The 14,686-nt window shown below is 70.1% G+C and carries 19 protein-coding genes; 5 read left to right on the top strand and 14 right to left on the bottom strand.

Features of this window, described 5'->3' with window-relative positions; genetic code table 11:
• Positions 1–466 precede the first annotated feature (466 nt).
• The 3 genes from AB0E94_RS51250 to AB0E94_RS51240 are packed head-to-tail and all read right to left on the bottom strand — an operon-like array spanning position 467 to position 1,841.
• Positions 467–1,060 (bottom strand): maleylpyruvate isomerase family mycothiol-dependent enzyme, encoded by a 594-nt coding sequence (locus AB0E94_RS51250; protein ID WP_360343739.1) that lies wholly within the window; start codon positions 1,058–1,060, stop codon positions 467–469.
• Complete coding sequence (locus AB0E94_RS51245; RefSeq protein WP_360343736.1) at positions 1,057–1,497, bottom strand: SRPBCC domain-containing protein; 441 nt, start codon at positions 1,495–1,497, stop codon at positions 1,057–1,059. The genes AB0E94_RS51250 and AB0E94_RS51245 overlap by 4 nt, the downstream gene beginning before the upstream one ends.
• Complete coding sequence (locus AB0E94_RS51240; protein ID WP_360343733.1) at positions 1,494–1,841, bottom strand: metalloregulator ArsR/SmtB family transcription factor; 348 nt, start codon at positions 1,839–1,841, stop codon at positions 1,494–1,496. Before AB0E94_RS51240 ends, AB0E94_RS51245 begins: the two co-directional genes overlap by 4 nt.
• Positions 1,842–1,909: 68 nt before the next feature.
• Here AB0E94_RS51240 and AB0E94_RS51235 point away from each other — a divergent pair, with 68 nt between their 5' ends.
• Together AB0E94_RS51235 and AB0E94_RS51230 are read left to right on the top strand one after the other, a co-directional pair.
• Positions 1,910–2,524 carry a hypothetical protein gene (locus tag AB0E94_RS51235; RefSeq protein WP_360343730.1) on the top strand — a complete coding sequence of 205 codons (615 nt, stop codon included), beginning with the start codon at positions 1,910–1,912 and terminating at the stop codon, positions 2,522–2,524.
• A 98-nt stretch (positions 2,525–2,622) separates the two neighbouring features.
• Entirely contained in the window at positions 2,623–2,898 is a 276-nt protein-coding gene (locus AB0E94_RS51230; protein ID WP_360343727.1) for a hypothetical protein, read from the top strand.
• Between the two features lie 33 nt (positions 2,899–2,931).
• Here AB0E94_RS51230 and AB0E94_RS51225 read toward each other — a convergent pair whose 3' ends face one another.
• The 4 genes from AB0E94_RS51225 to AB0E94_RS51210 form a co-directional block, all read right to left on the bottom strand.
• Positions 2,932–3,129: a hypothetical protein gene (locus AB0E94_RS51225; protein ID WP_360343724.1), complete on the bottom strand. Its 198-nt coding sequence runs from the start codon at positions 3,127–3,129 to the stop codon at positions 2,932–2,934.
• Positions 3,126–3,269 (bottom strand): hypothetical protein, encoded by a 144-nt coding sequence (locus tag AB0E94_RS51220; protein ID WP_360343721.1) that lies wholly within the window; start codon positions 3,267–3,269, stop codon positions 3,126–3,128. Before AB0E94_RS51220 ends, AB0E94_RS51225 begins: the two co-directional genes overlap by 4 nt.
• Before the next feature lie 178 nt (positions 3,270–3,447).
• Positions 3,448–4,623, bottom strand: a complete 1,176-nt coding sequence (locus AB0E94_RS51215; protein WP_360343718.1) for a helix-turn-helix transcriptional regulator — start codon at positions 4,621–4,623, stop codon at positions 3,448–3,450.
• Between the two features lie 105 nt (positions 4,624–4,728).
• Entirely contained in the window at positions 4,729–5,448 is a 720-nt protein-coding gene (locus AB0E94_RS51210) for a hypothetical protein (protein WP_360343715.1), read from the bottom strand.
• A 96-nt stretch (positions 5,449–5,544) separates the two neighbouring features.
• Here AB0E94_RS51210 and AB0E94_RS51205 point away from each other — a divergent pair, with 96 nt between their 5' ends.
• Both AB0E94_RS51205 and AB0E94_RS51200 read left to right on the top strand, forming a co-directional pair.
• Complete coding sequence (locus AB0E94_RS51205) at positions 5,545–6,249, top strand: hypothetical protein (RefSeq protein WP_360343712.1); 705 nt, start codon at positions 5,545–5,547, stop codon at positions 6,247–6,249.
• A gap of 28 nt (positions 6,250–6,277) precedes the next feature.
• Positions 6,278–6,709 (top strand): hypothetical protein, encoded by a 432-nt coding sequence (locus AB0E94_RS51200; protein ID WP_360343709.1) that lies wholly within the window; start codon positions 6,278–6,280, stop codon positions 6,707–6,709.
• Between the two features lie 5 nt (positions 6,710–6,714).
• Here AB0E94_RS51200 and AB0E94_RS51195 read toward each other — a convergent pair whose 3' ends face one another.
• The 6 genes from AB0E94_RS51195 to AB0E94_RS51170 all read right to left on the bottom strand — a co-directional run bounded on the left by AB0E94_RS51195 (position 6,715) and on the right by AB0E94_RS51170 (position 11,523).
• Complete coding sequence (locus tag AB0E94_RS51195) at positions 6,715–7,713, bottom strand: hypothetical protein (protein ID WP_360343706.1); 999 nt, start codon at positions 7,711–7,713, stop codon at positions 6,715–6,717.
• 69 nt (positions 7,714–7,782) lie between these two features.
• A complete protein-coding gene (locus AB0E94_RS51190; RefSeq protein WP_360343703.1) occupies positions 7,783–8,325 on the bottom strand; it encodes a hypothetical protein in 543 nt (180 codons plus the stop codon).
• Between the two features lie 9 nt (positions 8,326–8,334).
• The gene (locus AB0E94_RS51185; RefSeq protein ID WP_360343700.1) at positions 8,335–9,762 is read right to left on the bottom strand and encodes a Fic family protein; all 1,428 of its coding nucleotides are present in this window, start codon (positions 9,760–9,762) and stop codon (positions 8,335–8,337) included.
• 20 nt (positions 9,763–9,782) lie between these two features.
• A complete protein-coding gene (locus AB0E94_RS51180) occupies positions 9,783–10,379 on the bottom strand; it encodes a DUF4291 domain-containing protein (protein WP_360343698.1) in 597 nt (198 codons plus the stop codon).
• Positions 10,380–10,433: 54 nt separating this feature from the next.
• A complete protein-coding gene (locus tag AB0E94_RS51175; protein ID WP_360343695.1) occupies positions 10,434–10,787 on the bottom strand; it encodes a hypothetical protein in 354 nt (117 codons plus the stop codon).
• A 76-nt stretch (positions 10,788–10,863) separates the two neighbouring features.
• The gene (locus AB0E94_RS51170) at positions 10,864–11,523 is read right to left on the bottom strand and encodes a hypothetical protein (RefSeq protein WP_360343692.1); all 660 of its coding nucleotides are present in this window, start codon (positions 11,521–11,523) and stop codon (positions 10,864–10,866) included.
• Positions 11,524–11,653: 130 nt separating this feature from the next.
• Between AB0E94_RS51170 and AB0E94_RS51165 the strand changes: the two genes are divergently transcribed.
• Positions 11,654–13,537 carry a caspase family protein gene (locus tag AB0E94_RS51165; RefSeq protein ID WP_360343689.1) on the top strand — a complete coding sequence of 628 codons (1,884 nt, stop codon included), beginning with the start codon at positions 11,654–11,656 and terminating at the stop codon, positions 13,535–13,537.
• Positions 13,538–13,544: 7 nt separating this feature from the next.
• Here AB0E94_RS51165 and AB0E94_RS51160 read toward each other — a convergent pair.
• Positions 13,545–14,686 (bottom strand): hypothetical protein (locus AB0E94_RS51160; protein WP_360343686.1); only part of this gene is annotated, 1,142 nt, incomplete at its 5' end.

Here is a 14,686-nt window from a genome sequence, read left to right as displayed (position 1 = left end):
TCGGATCCTGTCTCGACAAACCGGAACCTAAGGCCTGCAACGGCGTGCGCCTGTCTAAACCCCTCAAACCACCCACACATACGACCGGAGAGCCGGTTCTTCACCCTCGCACCGATCTTGCAGCCCTTTCCGCGTCCCGACGGGAAGAAAGCTGCAAGGTCTCCGCCGCGCAGTAGACCTTGCACGATAGACCGCACCCAGACGTGAAGAACCCTGCAAGATCGCGGCGAAGGTGGAGAACCCTGCAAGATCGCGGCGAAGTTGAGAACCGTGCAAAGGTCCAGGCGGCCGGCCGGGTCCGGGATCCTCTGGGAGCACGACATTCCGGCGCGGTGTGCCGGTCGCATACGTGAGCGGTGTGACAGTCCGAAGGTGGAGGAAGGCTCGGCCGGGCGCTAGATCATCGCGCGGTGGAGGGGTCGACCGCGAATACGGCGAAAGCCTTGAAGAGGCTTCTTTCGGTGGGTCAATTGCTCATGGACGGCGTAGTGGCGACCGGCGGGGTGCGGCCGCTCAGTAGGGCTACCAGGGTGCCGCTGCCGGCGCGGATGAGTCGGCCGCGTCCCCGGCTCCAGGTCGTGTCGGTGGCCTCCAGGCGGATGTCGGTCAGGTCGACTCCGAACAGGGTGCCGTCGGCGAGCAGATCGAGGATCACGAGAACCGCCTCCGCCGGGGCGACCGTGGGCCGGCCGAGGGCGACGGTCACGTCCAGCGAGTGGATGACGGCGTGGCTCAGGGCGCCCGCCGCGCCGCCGCCCGGTGGCTGCCAGCTGTGCAGTTCCGGGGAGCGCAGTTGGCTGAGCAGGTCGCTCGGCGGCAGTGTGGCGTCCCGCGCGGCGACGGTGTCGGAGAGGACGGTGAAGTCGCCGCCGGCCGCCGCCATCTCGGCGCCGAACCGCTCCGGGGTCAGCCGCACCGGCATCGTCACGTGCGCGATCACATGGCGGACGAGCCACTTCTCGCACAGCGTGCGAGCGTCCCAGACGTCGGCGGGGGAGGTGGCGAGTAGATCGGCGAGCCCCTCGTAGGTGGGGGCCACCCAGGCCATCGGGTCGGTCATGCGCGCTCTCCCCGTACCAGAAAGGTGAGGTGTTCTTGAAGTTTGTCGAGGGAGGTGGCGAAGCCGGCCCGGGCCTCCGGCGACCGCATCGCCTCGGGCGCGTTGCGCTGGCGGATGATCACCTCGGTGCTGCCGTCGCCGAGGTCTTCGAGCGTGCTGGTGGTGTGCAGCCCGCTCGACGGCTCCTTCCAGGCCAGTCGTTCGGGCGCGACGACCTCGGTGAACGTGGCGACCATCCGGTGGGTGCCGTGCTCGCCCACCATCAGCGTCTCGAATCGGCCGCCCGGCCACAGTTCGACGACGATGCCGTCGAGGGGTGTGGTCATTCCTCGCGGGCCCCAGAACAGGGCGAGCTCGGCCGGGTCGGTGAGGCATCGCCACACCAGTTCGCGCGGGGCCCGGAAGACCCGCCGGTAGACGAGGTCGGTGTCGGTCATTCGGACTCCTGCTGCTGCAACTGGGCGAGACGGTTCTCCAGGCGGTCCATCCGCTCGGACCAGGTGCGCCGGCTCTCCTCGATCCATGACACGGCGGCGTCGAGGCCGGCCGGTTCGAGCCGGCACGGCCTGGTCTGCCGGTGCCGGCCGCGGCTGATCAGCCCGGACCGTTCGAGCACGCCGATGTGCTGCGACACGGCCTGCATGCTCATCGAATACCGCTCGGCGAGCTCCTTGACGGTCGCCTCGCCCGCGCTGAGCCGGGCGACGATGTCGCGCCGGGTCGGGTCGCTCAACGCGGTGAACAGCGCGTCCAGCCGCTGGGTCTCCATGGTGGCTTCCATGCACCTTACTCAAGCATCTGCTTTATCAAGCGTCAACTAGAGAGACGTGGTGTGCTGTACTGCTTGTCATGCGGCACCGGGTGGGTCTGGTCGTGGGTGTGGTGGTGCTCCTTGCCGGAGTCGCCGTGATCGCCGGTTGGCGCTGGTGGGCGGGCCGGGCGCCGTACGGGCCGGAGGCGTTGCGAGCCTCCGCGAGGTTGCAGCTGGTCGATCAGGCCACCGCAGACGCCGCCCTCGCACCCGAGAACACGCAGGCCACCACCGGCGACAGCGATCAGATCCTGCTCGGCAGCGTCACCTGGACCGTGCCGCCGGCACCTGAGGACACCACACTGCGGATCGTGCTGGCCGACAAACGCCGGCAGCTGCTGCCCGGATTCCTCGCGGTGAAATCGTCCGACCAGCCGAACGTCTTCACCGGCATGGACGGCTCTCTCGATCGCGCCCGCCAGCGGTACGACTGGCTGCCCGGCGAGGCGTCCTGGAGCGGCGGCAGCATCATCACCTCGTCGGTGCAGGCGTCACCCGTCACGTTCCAGACCGTCCTGCACGCCGAGCGCCCGGAGACCGCGGGAGGACCGCAGGTAGCCACCGCACCCGTGACCACCGAGGACATGCTGGTGGCACTGATCTGTGTCGGCGGCGACGGCCGGGTCCACTGGGCGCAGCGCCTGCTGAACTGATCGAACGCCGGGCGATTGTCCAGCCGTGTCCAACGCAAGGTTCGGCCGTCCTCCGATCCGGCTAACCTCCGACCATCGTCATGATCGGAGGGTTTCCGTTGTCCGACCTCAGCCCCGAAGACCGCGACCGTCTGATGCGCTCGCAGCGCCAGCTCAACATCTGGGCCCTGATCGCGATCATCGTCCTGGTGGCGATCGTGGTCGCCCTGGCGGCAGCGGGGGCGTCCGTGGTGCCCGGCGCCCTGGTCGGAGTCGCCGTCGGGGCGATTCTGAGCATTCCGCATCGTCGCCTGCTCAACGAGCTTCGACTGACCAAACAGGAAGCGCGCCAGATCATCATCGCCGAGAAGAAGCGGCGCAAAGCTGTCCGCTGATCAAGGGGGCGGCGGGGCGGCGGCGCAAACCCGTCACCCCGCCGGGGCGACCGCGGGGCAGAGGCGATACACCGCGCTGTCACCTTCGCCGTCGTCTTCATCAGCAAGGGTGAGTTGGTCGCAGCGGACCTCTCTCATGTAGCCAGGCCCGGAGCCGATGTCGATCCATACCCGGACCAGGCCGTTTGCCGGCAGGTTGCGGGGGCCGACGGTCAGGATCGGCCAGCTCACGCGTCCTGCTTCAACTGGTCGAGGATGCGCCGGACGGCGGCACTCCGTTCGGCCGCCTGGTGCCGTTCGGCAGCCTGCCAGGCGCGGACAGCCCGCATCCGGCGTCGCCACATCAGCTTCCGCAATGCTGCTGTCAGCATCGAGAGTCCTCTCGCCTGCACGTGACACGGTGCGGCGGGCCGATGCTTCCCACGGAGCTTGTTCAGATGGACGCGGCCCGCCGCTCAAGAGGCGGCGGTGAGCGAACAATCACGGGTGCAGCCCACCGCCGCCGGACAGACGGTAGACGCTGCTGACCTTCAGGTTCATAGCTCTGAGCTATGCCGGGCTGATCCCCAACCGAGACGCCATCGCAGCGAGATCTTCGGCTACTGCCTTACGTTTCGCGCGAGTGATCATTGCAGACACGATGTCCCGGGTCAGCGGATTCAACCGGAACGATGCCGGCGCGGCCCGCTCTGCCTGCGCCAGAGACACGAGAGCCAGTTTGTCGGCCCGGCCGCTGTGCGCCAATGCCCGGCCGAGCGTCATGTGGAACGCCTGGCGTCGGTTGGCGATGGGAATGCCATCAACGGACAGACCCCGCGCGAGCTCCAACGCCTGCTCGAACTCGCCGAGTTCCGAATACAGGGTCATCTTCCACAGCCGGATATTCGTCGGCCCGAAGAACGACAGGTTGAACCCGGTCCCGTCCGGATCACCGAGTGTCGCCGCCTCCCGCTCCGCCTCCTGGAGGTGTGCCTCCGCCGTGCGTATGTCCCGGCCGACCGAGCTTGCGAGCGCCGCCGAAAGGTGGACCTGCCCGAGCATCTGCCGGGCCCGCGGATCCGCGGCCGTTCTCTGCAACTCGACAAGACTCTGCTCGCCGACTCGCTTTGCGGCCGCGGCCGCCTCCATCGGCAGGCTGAGCGTGTAGACGAAGTCTGCTGCACCCATCCACGCCGGGTCGCCGAGCTCTCGGGACGCCGCGATCGAGATTTTCGCGGCCGGCCATGACAGGTCCCGGTAACCCAGGTTCCGAAGGGTCACGGATGCCTCATAGGCGATGCGAGTCAGCGCGTCGGTACCGGGATAACCGGCCGCGTCGTGGAGCAGGCCGGGCAACAGGGGCGCGAGGCTCAGGTAGTCGGATTGCTGCCTCAGCCGCATCGCATGCTCGACGGCAGCGGCCATCTCGTCGGGGCCGCGAGTCGGGGGCGCGATGTCGCCGACTTCCAAGGCGACGAGGGCCACCCGGATGCCGGCGACCGCCTCGGAGGCTCGGACCCGGACCGGGTCAGTCGGATCGGACGTCTGACCGAGCAGATCGGCGACCGCGACATCGAGCGCACGTGCCAACGCGACAAGGGTGCTGCGGGACTCGACCGCGCGCAGGCCGTTCTCGATCTGTGAGAGATAGCCCTGACTGATACCAGCGAGACCGGCGACGGTGGATTGGGACAGTCTGCGGCGGCGGCGCCAGATACGGACGCGTCCGCCGATGTGTTCGGCCATTCGGCGCTCCCCTGGTAGCGGGCAGGGTTCGGTGGCCGATCTCTGCTCCGGCCGCCGAATCGAAGGTACGCCATGACCGGCGGGCGTCGGAGAACGACGCCGCGGCTACTCCACCGGATGGGGGGACGGCTGGAAGGCGACGTCGGTCACGTCGGCGACCAGCTCGGTGAAGTCGGTGCCGTAGGCGGCCGGTTCGACGATCTTCAGGACCAGGGCGAACGGGCGGTCGGCGCCGTACTTCTGGTGCAGGGCGATGTGGTGGGCGGCCAGGTAGCGGGCGCCGGCCAGGTTGCTGCCGGCGCTCAGGCCGCCGAGGAAGAACACCGGGTGCCCGCCGGTCGGGCCCCAGAAACGGGCCAGCAGGACATAGCTGGTCTCCGGGCTGAGGACGTACTCGGTGCCGCCGACCGTGAACGACAGCCGCAGTTTCTCCTTGTTGAACGCCTCGTAGCGGACCCCGCGCAGAATCGACCGCAGGTGCGTGGCGGCGCGCGGGTTGGCCTCGCCGGGGCCGCCGACGCAGAACTCGGTGAGCCGCCCGATCTCGCCCGTCGGCTGGCTCTCACCGACCCGGTCGGCGTGTGCCCCGCACTCACGGGCGATCGTCGCCAGCTCCACCAGCGCGGCGACGTCGCGGCGGTGGACGCTGAACTCGCTCGGCGACGAGGCGTGCCGGGACACCACCATCAGGCAGCTGGTCCCGGCGGTCAGGCCGAAGAAGGCACGCTCGCGGCCCAGCTTGCGGCGGCGCACCAGAAAGCCCGCCAGCCAGACCGACGTGCCGGCGATGATGCTCGCCAGCAGATTGATCAGAAGGTCGCCCACGCTGTGATGATGTCCGATGTCCACCAGTCCGCGACGGCCAGGGCCGACGATGCCAGACTGCTCTCGGCCGGACGGAGTCGAGCAGAGGAGAACCAGTTGAGCCGGGGACCAGGGGGCCAGCTCGATGCGGCCTGCCGGATGGCCGAGTTCTGGGAGTTCTACACGCGTGCCGACGGCGATCCGGACCACGACGAATGGGTGCGGTGGGCCGAGGAGATCGGCGAGCCGTCGATCGATCTGCCGGCACCGGACGGGCCATGGTTTCTGCGGGTCAGCTTCGACCTGTCGGACTACACCTTCCGGCTGGTACTCGCGAGCACGTCCGAGGATCTCGGTTCAGCCGAAGTGGACCCGGAGTGGCACGACTTCGCCGAGACGGAGCACGAGATCGCCGAGGATGAGCCGGCCCACCCGCACGTCCTGGCACTGCGCTGGGAAGAGCTGACGGCGGTGGTCGAGCGGATGCGTGCCGCGCCGGATCTCCAACAGGTTCCCGCGGGGCTGGCCATGCTGCTGCTGGCTCGGTTCGTGGGCCAGGATGAGGACGAGAAGGATCCCGCACGGCGGGCCGAACTCGCCGCGGAACTGGTCGCGCTCGGTGCGTTCACCGGCGCGGATGCCGACCGGATGGCGGCCGAACTGCTGCCCGATCCGGCTGCCGGCCACCGCTGGCACCACGACAGCGTGCGCGGGTGGCGGCTGGACACCGGCCGCTGGTGCAACTCCTGGCGCGACGGCGATCACGACTTTCCGTTCGAGGAGATGGCCGCCTTCCGCTCGATGCTCGGCCTGTCCGCGTGAACCAGCCCGTAGACGTTAATCTCCATCCGTGCCGTTCTATCAACCCGGGCACCTCGCGGAACGCGGGCGAATCGCGTTCGTCGTGCTCTGTGTCGTCCTGAGCGTCAGTTTCCTGCTGATCGGGCTCTTCGACGACCTGAAACCCAGCCCGCCGCGGGGCGAGCTGGTTCCCGCCACCGTTCAGGTCGTGGTGCCGGACGGTCTCGGCACTCCCTACTACGTGTCGGTCCGGGCGGTCACCTCGCAGGGCACGGTGAATTGCAGCATGGGCAAGAGCCAGTTCCCCGACGGCGTCCTGCCCCCGCTCAAGGCACAGATCAAGATCGACTGGACTCCTGACTACTGCGACTCGTACGTGCCGGCCGAACAGTTGCCACGCTGGTTCTTCTTTCTGGTGTCCGGCGTCGCCGGAACGCTCCTCGGCGGTTACCTGCTCCGGCCGAGGACGCGTTCCCGGTAGTCCTATTACGCCCAGTAGTTGACCCACAGGTTGGTGTCGGGGCGGCGGGCGAACGCGTACAGATTTCCGTTGTGGGAGACCGTGCTCGGTGAATCGGTGATGGTGCGGCCCTGGTCCTGCCACTTCCACGCGTTGTCGTACCAGTTGACCCAGAGTTTGGCATCGGGGCGGCGGGCGAAGACGTAGAGGTTGGCGTTGTGCGAGAGCGCGCTCGGGGAGCCGGTGATGGTGCGGCCCTGGTCCTGCCATTTCCACGCGTTGTCGTACCAGTTGACCCAGAGATTGCCGTCCGGGCGGCGGGCGAAGACGTACAGATTTCCGTTGTGCGAGACCGTGCTCGGTGAATCGGTGATGGACCGCCCCTGGTCCTGCCAGTGCCATGCGTTTTCGTGCCAGTAGTTGACCCAGAGGTTCCCGTCGGGGCGGCGGGCGAACGCGTACAGGTTCCCGTTGTGGGAAATGGCGTTCGGGGAGCCGGTGATGGTGCGGGTCTGGTCCTGCCAGTGCCAGGCGTTCTCGTGCCAGTAGTTGACCCAGAGGTTCCCGTCCGGGCGGCGGGCGAACGCGTACAGGTTGCCGTTGTGCGAGAGCGCGTTCGGTGAATCGGTGATGGTGCGGCCCTGGTCCTGCCAGTGCCAGGCGTTGTCGTACCAGTTGACCCAGAGATTGCCGTCCGGGCGGCGGGCGAACACGTAGAGGTTCCCGTTGTGGGAGACCGCGCTGGGGGAGCCGGTGATCGAGCGGCCCTGGTCCTGCCAGTGCCAGGCGTTCTCGTGCCAGTAGTTGACCCAGAGGTTCCCGTCCGGGCGGCGGGTGAAGACATACAGGTTTCCGTTGTGGGAGACCGTGCTCGATGAACCGGTGACCGAGCGGCCCTGGTCCTGCCAGCTCCATTGGGATTGGACGGCGGCCGGTGCCGCCGAGGTCGGTGCGGCACCGAACGACCCGGCGGCGCCCCATGCCATCGCGAGGCCGAGACCCAGTACGAGAATGCGCTTCACCATTCGCTCTCCTGCCGAATAGTTCCGGTAATGTCCGGATTGTCGCACTCGTTCTCGATTAGGCTCGCGAATTCACTCCGACTGCACCACGGTGAACGGTGGCCGTACGCCTTCGGTGAGCTCGGCCGCGGCTTCGAGTGCCATGATCGCGCGTTGCTCGCTGTTGAACTCCGGCGTCCGCGCCGTGGAATGCAATGAGCCCAGAGCGACCAGGTAACCGGACCCCACCGCGGCATAACCCGAGATCGTGTGCCCGATCTGATAGTCGTCACCCACGACGTAGAGGCGGCCGTGAATGCCGACCAGGAACTGCCCGCCCTGTTCCTGACCGTCCTGGGTCCGCGCGTAGCCGCCCGTGGAGAGACATTCCCGGACGGCCTCGATGAACGTCGTCACCATGAACCGGTCGACGTCCCAGCTGTCCGGCTCACCGACGGTCAGCGAATAGCGCAGTAGTTGACCCATCCGATAGCTGGTCGTGAAACCCATCAGATACGGCCCCACCTGGAACACCTTGGAATCCGACCGCACCGCGACGTGCCACCCGTCGCTGCCCGCGGAGTCGCCGCCGATGGTGACCGTCCGCCCGTCCGTGATCCCGACGATGCACGTCATGGCCTGACTCTATCGGCGTATCGCCCGGCGGGTTTGTCCGATCAGCACGGCGACGAGCCGGGCCACGCCCTCGGCTCCCTGTGGGTCGGCCGCCGGCCAGCGGGTCATCAGCAGCGGGGCGGCCCCGTCCAGCACCACGCCCTCGCGGGCCAGCACGAAGTAGAGGGCGAGCGCCGCCGAACGGGCGTTGCCATCGTAGAACGGGTGGAAGTGCACCACGTCGAGGTACACGCGGGCGGCACGCGACGGCAGTGGCACGGCCGGGTCGGTGGCCTCGGCGAGACACGCCTCGAATGCCTCCGGCAGTTCGTCGTGGTGGCCGTACCACTCCTCGCCGAATCCGGCCCACGCGGACCTGGTGCGAAACGGCGCGGAGGCAACGGCAAGGACCTTTCTCTGGTACGCCGCCAGGCGCTCGAAGGTGAGCGGACCACCGTTGGCCGCGTCCGTGCGTACCAGATCGAATGCCGCCCGGATGCGGTCGGCGCGGTACCGCGGCTGGTTCGCCAGGAGCGATGTGATGCCGTCGCGTCCGGTGCGGGCCGGTTCGGTGACGTGTTCGGTGGCCAGGTCCCAGCGGGCCTGCTGCCGGACCCGCCGCCAGTTCGCGAGGGCGTCCGGAGGCGCCGGTGGCCTGATTGCCGGCACCCGTGTGGCGTTGGGCAGTTCGGTGGTGCGCCGGCTCGGCCAGTCCAGTGGCCAGGTGTCGGGCCATGCGTCGTCCGGCGGCGGTGTGATGCCGGTCAGGCGGGCCGCCAGGGATTCCGCGGCGTCGGCGACCAGTGCACCCAGCGGCGACACGTAACTCCAGTAGCGCCCGCCGATCGCGGTGTCGACGAGCGTGTCGTGGTCCTCGCCAGGCACCGCGGCGAGGGTGAGGAACCACTTCAGGACCAGCGGGCAGACGTGATCCCAGTGCTCCTCCGCGCCGGAGCGGGCCGCCACCATCGCGACCAGGGATACGGTCGTGGCCTCCCAGGCGGCCGATGCCGCGCGGGGCTCGACCGGCACCGGCAGGTGCTGGGCGAATACGCTGGCCAGGTCTTCCAGGAACGCGCGCCAGTCCCGCAGCGCCCCGGCGACCGCGTGGAGTGTCTCCTCCGGTGTCGTGACCGACTCCCGGGCATAGCCCCATCGCACGATCAGCGCGCCGTCAGCCGTGCGCCCGGCCATCTCGGCGGTCCAGCCGGCGGCCCACGAGCCGTAGTGCTCGACGAGGGCGACAGTCATCGCCCGCTGCCAGTTCAGGCGTTCGTTGTCCGCGGCGCGGTCGAAGCGCCGGCGAGGGTGGTAGGGCGCCGGCACGCCGCCCGCCGGGGCGACCGCCCGCACCACGTCGAGCACGGCGTCAGGGTCGAACGGGTGCCGGTCGGGGTCGACGTCCGCCCAGGTGAGAGTGGTGTACCGGAGCCGCTGGTCGGTGGGCTCGATTGTCAAGGTGCTCCAAGGTTCGTTGATCAGGTGTCCGCCTGGATGCGGCGGGCGGTTTCCCGGTCGAGTGGGTACGGGCGTTCCGGTGGGAGCAGCCGCTGGGCCTTGCCGGCCTGGCCGGCCCGGACGAGTGCGTCGATCTTGTGCACGGTGGGCGTGAGATCGGTGAGGCCGACGATCCAGCTTTCGGCGAAGGAGCGGATCAGCGTACGGCCGACGCCGATCTGAATGCTGTAGTGGTTGAGCGCCGCACCCCGCGCCGACCGTTCCGGATCCCACTGGACGTGCACGTTCGCGGCGTCGAACGCCCTACCCCAGGCGGCCGCGTTGCCGTGGATCGCCGGCACCGGCGCGGTGAGGACCGCCTGTGACAGTGCCCGTTCCCACCCGGCGCGGGTGATCCGCACGGCCAGGATGCGCTCCTGGCCAGGCTTGCGAGCCCAGTTGCTGCGGTGCATCAACCACAGCAGGGACGGTTTGATCCAGGTCATCCGGGTGAACGAGAACGGCGCCACGAACCGTCCGGCAGCCAGCGCCGCATCCGCGATGGCCGGCCCGTACGCCTGGTACATCACGATCGTCTCGGCGTCGAAGTCGGCACGGATCTGGCGCAGCAACGGCATCGGCCGGACTCTGCCATGCCGGGCGCGGTCCGGCGACCGTATTTCGCCGCCCGTCTATCGGACGGCTTCGCAGTCCTGGTGGGCGATGCGCTTGGAGAGTTCGACCGGGCCGGCGTGGGCGGGCACCACGACGGCGTGCAGCGGATGGGTGATGGCACGAGTCACCGCGCAGTTGCCGGGCCGGATCTCCCACGCCAGCACCCGCATCCGGTCACTGGTGACCCAGACCGCGTGGATCAGGGCGAAGAACCCGCCGCTCGAACGGGTGCCGAGCGCGAAGACCACGCACATCTCGGTCTGCCAGTCCACGGCGGGCCGGTCGGCGGACGGTCCCGCCCAGTGCTCATCCCACTCGGCGGCAGAACGGATGACGTGCAGGCCCTCGGTGAGGTCCTGGCGTTGCCTCATTCGGCTCTCGATGGTCCGGAACGAAACAGGAACCGTTGCCCGCGGTTCGGCCATCAGCTCACTGTAACGACGTCGGTCACAGTTCGGCGTCGCCGCCGGACAGGTTCTTCACCCAGTCGGCGGCCGGGCGGATCCGGGCCTGGTGCTTGGAGATGTCGTCCGGGTAGCGGGGGCCTAGGCGCCGCCAGAAGTCGACGAAGACCCATGGATCGTCGAGGTCGAACTCGTCGTCGGCGAAAGCCTTGCCCTGGCCCGATTCGTCCTCGTCGTCCGGATCGGCCTGCACCAGGTACGGCGCGACGTCGGACACCGGGGAGCCGGTGGTCTGCGCGACCACGGCCGGCTTTCCGGCGTACTTGCTGCGCAGCCGTTCGATCTCGCCGGGCTCGTCGGTGAAATAGCCGGGCATGGTGGCGAACCGGTCCAGGGTGTCGCCGTCGCGCAGCAGGGTGTGACTCCAGTAGTCGCCGTCGTGGATCCGCACCGTGCTGGCCAGGGCGTTCAACTCGCGGGACATGAACTCCACGGCGGCCAATTCGGTGAAGTAGCCGGGCCAGACGATCACCGTCCACCCGCTGACCGGCGCGTAGATCAGGACGTCCTCGTCGGCCGCGGGCTCGTCGGGGGCGATCAGTTCGGCCGGCCAGGACCGGGCGGCGAAGAAGCCCATCGCCGTGTCTCTCACCTTCGCGGCATCGCCGACACGGAACGCGGACACCGTCACGAACAGACCCATCCCGCCAGGCTAACGACCGTCCGGCCCGGCCGAAGGGGGAACGGGGGCGGCGGGTTCCGGGTCACGACCCGGAACGGGTCACGCGTTCGGCCGAGTTCGGGCGCTCCCACGCTGTCTACCGTGAGCTGGTATGAGCGGGAACGTGTATGCGCTGCTCGTCGGCATCGACGCGTACCGGGCGGACAGTGTCGGCGACCTCGGTGGCTGCCGTAACGACATAGCGGCGGCCGCGGCGTTCCTGCGCAGCCGGACCGGCCATACGGATCTGCGGCTGCGTGAGCTTCTCGACGGCGACGCGACCCGGGCGGCGATCGTCGACGGACTGCACAAGCATCTCGGGCAGGCCGGGCCGGGTGACACGGCGCTGTTCTGGTTCAGCGGGCACGGCGCCGAAGCCCCGGTGCCAGCTGTGTTCAAGCACCTGGAGAGCGGCGACATGCTGCAGACGCTGGTGTGCGCGGACAGCCGTACCGAAGATGTGCCCGATCTGCTCGACAAGGAGCTGTCCCTGCTGCTCGACGAGATCGCCGAGCGGGGCGCCCACGTGGCCGTGGTGCTCGACAGCTGTCACAGCGCGGGCGCGACCCGGGATCCGTCGTGGGTGCGCGCCGCGCCGCCCGGTGACGCGCCGCCGGTCCTGTTGCCCGAGCTCGGCGGACGGCCGGCCGCCCTGGTCGGCCGGTCCGAGGCGCGGCACGTGCTGCTCGCGGCGGCCCGCCGGTTCGAGGCCGCCGCCGAACGCCGGCTCGACGACGAGCGGCGCGGGCTGTTCAGCTGGGCGCTGCTGCGGGCGCTCAACCGGCTCGGCGGCGGGGCCACCTACCGGCAGCTGCACACAGCCGCACGGGCCGAGGTCGAACTCCGGTCGCCCGCTCAGGTCCCGCAGATCTACCCCGACATCGCCGGGCCGATCGACCTGCCGTTCCTGGGCGGCGCCGTCGTGCCACCCGGCGCCGGCATGGTCGCGCGCCACACCCGGCGGGGCTGGGAACTCGACGCCGGACGCTGTCACGGCCTGCCCGACCCGGCCGGCGGCGAGTTGCGCGTGGCCGAGGCCGGATCCCGGCCCGCCCGGGAGGCCCGGGTTACCGAGGTGCTCACCGAGCGCAGCGTGATCCGGCCGGTCGACGGCTGGCCCGCCGACGAGAACCGGCAGTACCCGGTGGTGATCTCCCGGGTCCCGGCGCCGACGACCACGGTCGCGATCGACGGTGACCCGCGCGTTGCGCCGGTGCTGGCCGGTTCGCCGTACGTGCGGGTCACCGATCCGTCCCGGCCCGCCGACCTGCGCGTCGTCGCCGCAGCGGGCACGCTGCGGATCACCGGCGACGACGGCGAGCCGATCGGTGAGCCGGTGCGTGACCTCGACGTCCTGGTGCAGCGTCTCGAACACGTCGCCCGCTGGCGGCAGATCCACACCCTCGACAACCCGCAGTCGCGGCTCGGCGGCAAGGTCACGGTCGAGATCGTCGCGGCCCCGCCGGGCCAAGACGCCGACGAGGCCGATCCGGCGCTTCCGATCACCGGGGGTCAGATCCTTCTGCGGTACGGGCGAACCGGACGCGAGTGGACCCCGCCCCGTATTCGGATCAGGCTCCGCAACCACCACGACCGCCGCCTGTTCTGTGTGCTGCTCGACCTGACCGGCGCCTACCGGGTGCACGCGCGGCTGTTTCCCGGCGACTTCGTCGACCCCGGAGCGACGGCGTGGGCCCGCGAGGCCCGCCCGATGCAGGTCTCGCTGCCCGGCGGCGCGGCCCCGGCACCCGGACGACAGGGCCGGGACTGGCTGAAACTGCTGGTCGCCGAGGAACAGTTCGGGTCGGCCCCGTTCGACCTGCCGCCGCTCGACGACGCCCGCCGCTCGACGCGGGCCCCGATGGCGCTGCGCGGGCTGCTCGCCAGGCTGGGCCGGGAGATCGTCGACCGCGACGTCGAGGACGCCGACTGCGACGGCGGCTACGACTGGACCACGCTGACCCTGCCGATCGTGACCGAGGTGCCACCCCGCTGATCGGCCATCAGATTCCGCGGTGCACCAGGGCTGCTGCGATGTCGCGCAGGGATGGCTCGGTTGAGTCGAGGTAGTCGGCCGGCAGGCCGGGCAGCGGCGCGCGCTGGGGGGTGCGCAGCCACCGTCGCACCGATTGGACGGCGGCGGCCGGTTCCATGCGTTCGCGGGCCATCCGGTGGTGCAGGGCCAGGTAGGCGACCGTGGCCAGCCGGGCCGGGACCGAGCGCAGCCAGCCGATCACGCCGGTGCATCCGGCGCGGATGAACGCGTCCGCGAGCGCCGGGAAGGCTACCCCGGGCGGGAGGATCACCAGGCCCGGCGTGGCGACGACGGCCGGCTCGGCGGCGAAGTGCAGCAGTGTCGGGTCGGCCCGGTCGGTGCGGGTGTAGCAGGCACGGAACAGGTCCATCTCCGGGCGGTCGCCGACGAAGACCGGGTTGCGGTCCACCGGGGGCCGTCGACGGCCGGCGAGAGTGAGCAACTGGCGGTGCCCGGAGACGGTCGAGACGATCGAGATGCCGGTGGCCGGAGGCCGGTCCGCGGCGATCAGGGTCCGGCGGGGCAGGCTGCGCTCGGTGCCGATGGCGACCCGGCCCGACGAGGCGTGCAGCAGCAGCATTCCGTCCGGCTGCGGGCAGGCGAGGGCGTCGGCGCCGACCGCACGCAGGGCGGTGGTCAGCCGGGCGAACACCGGGGGGTCGACCGCCGGGCCGAGCAGCGCGCCGGTCCGTAGCAGCAGCGGCAGCGCCTCGTCGGGCAGGTCGTCGGTCCGGGCAGTGGCGGCGCGCAGGCTGGCCAGCGCGTCGGTGTCGTCGTCGGCCGCCTCGGGGCCGCCGGTGGCCCGGCCGCGCTGGAGCAGGGCCGCGGCGAGGAACAGGTGGTCGTCGGGCCGGGGTGGCCCGGTGTGGTTCACGGTGGTCGCGAGCGCCACAAGGTCGTCGGCGGTGTCCACGTCGGCTGCCTTGACCAGCAGTTCGGTGAGCAGCGCATACGGGTCGCCCGGCCCGAGGCGGTCCCGGAAGGCCGCACGTGCCGCCCCGGCATCGGGCTCGGGCGCGGCAGTGGTCTCCGGCGCCGAGGAGGCAGGCCGGGGCCGCGGGGGAGTACGCGGAGTGCTCCGCGGCGACGGCGTGGCGGGCCGGGGCGGAG

The organism is Actinoplanes sp. NPDC026670, assembly GCF_040638175.1.
GTDB lineage: Bacteria > Actinomycetota > Actinomycetes > Mycobacteriales > Micromonosporaceae > Actinoplanes.
Note: the sequence above shows the minus strand (reverse complement) of the source record. Positions and strands in the feature narration are given on the sequence as shown.